This window comes from Oleiphilus sp. HI0080, assembly GCF_001635135.1.
Map to the genome: position 1 here is coordinate 1 of NZ_LWFU01000839.1, position 1,102 is coordinate 1,102.

Annotated in this window: 1 protein-coding gene; it reads left to right on the plus strand. The window is 44.4% G+C overall.

Features of this window, described 5'->3' with window-relative positions; all coding sequences use genetic code 11:
- Positions 1-274: 274 nt before the first annotated feature.
- The gene (locus A3751_RS17095) at positions 275-877 is read left to right on the plus strand and encodes a Yip1 family protein (RefSeq protein ID WP_068458192.1); all 603 of its coding nucleotides are present in this window, start codon (positions 275-277) and stop codon (positions 875-877) included.
- Positions 878-1,102: the final 225 nt, after the last annotated feature.

Genomic DNA, 1,102 nt, shown 5'->3' on the forward strand with positions numbered 1-1,102 from the left:
TTTAAGGGAAACTAACTTCAGATACCGCCGACAACTCAAACAGAACCAGGCATCTTCATCGAACGTAAGGTCATTAAATTGAGACAAGTTGTCATTCATGGTTGAAGACATCGGCTTCAACAACTAATTTGTTTCGGTAGTTGGTTGCTTTTTGTTCAAAACAGATTCATTTTGTGCGCTTTTTATACAAATAGTGCGTTTAGTTCCTTGACGCAACTGGTTAAAGGGTAAACACTTAAGTGGCAGCCAAAAAACAACAATCAGCGGAGGCACTATGAGTATACTGCACACTTTCGGTATTTTGACTCACCCCGATAGAGAGTGGCAAACGATTCGAGAAGAACATGAATCAACCCCCAAACTCTTTCTCACCCATATTATTCTTCTCGCACTTATTCCCGCAGCAGCAGCGTTTTACGGTACAACTCAAGTTGGATGGCGAGTAGGTGATGGAGAGCTAATTCGACTGAGTCAAGGCAGCGCAGCGCAACTATGCGTGCTTTTTTACGCAGCGATGCTGAGCGGTATATTTATTATCGGTAAATTCATTGATTTCTTCGCAGCGACGTATGGCGTCGATGAGCAAGAACACAACGGTATTATTTTAGCGGCTTACACGGCAACGCCTTTATTCCTAATGGGGATAATTGCTGTTTATCCCGTTCTTTGGGTCAACATGTTAGCTGGAGTAGTTGCCGTAGGATGGTCGGTCTACTTGCTGTATGAGGGCCTACCAATCTTAATGAAGATTCCCGAAGACCGAGGTTTTATGTTTGCAACGTCTATTTTGACGGTAGGCCTATGCATGCTCGTGGGCTTGTTTGCCATCAGCGTCATCGTGTGGAGCATTGGCATCGGACCAGAATTCGTTAGTTAGGCTTGCCGTTTCGAACAAGTTGAAAATCCAATATGTTTAAGCCCGCTTCAAGCGGGCTTAGTTTTTTCATGATCAGCGAACCTTGTAACCGGATCATTCTCGATCTAGTTTGTTGTGCAGTTCATCAAGCCGATTCTGTACTGCCTTTAGTTGCTGAATGATCTCATCGCGCTCGTCTCGTGCTTCTTTGGCAACCTTCGCGTTTTGCTCTTCACTCATAACTTC

Bases quoted from the DNA above. Each gene is read 5' to 3' on its own strand.
- A3751_RS17095 (WP_068458192.1), top strand. From the start codon at position 275: ATGAGTATACTGCACACTTTCGGTATTTTGACTCACCCCGATAGAGAG.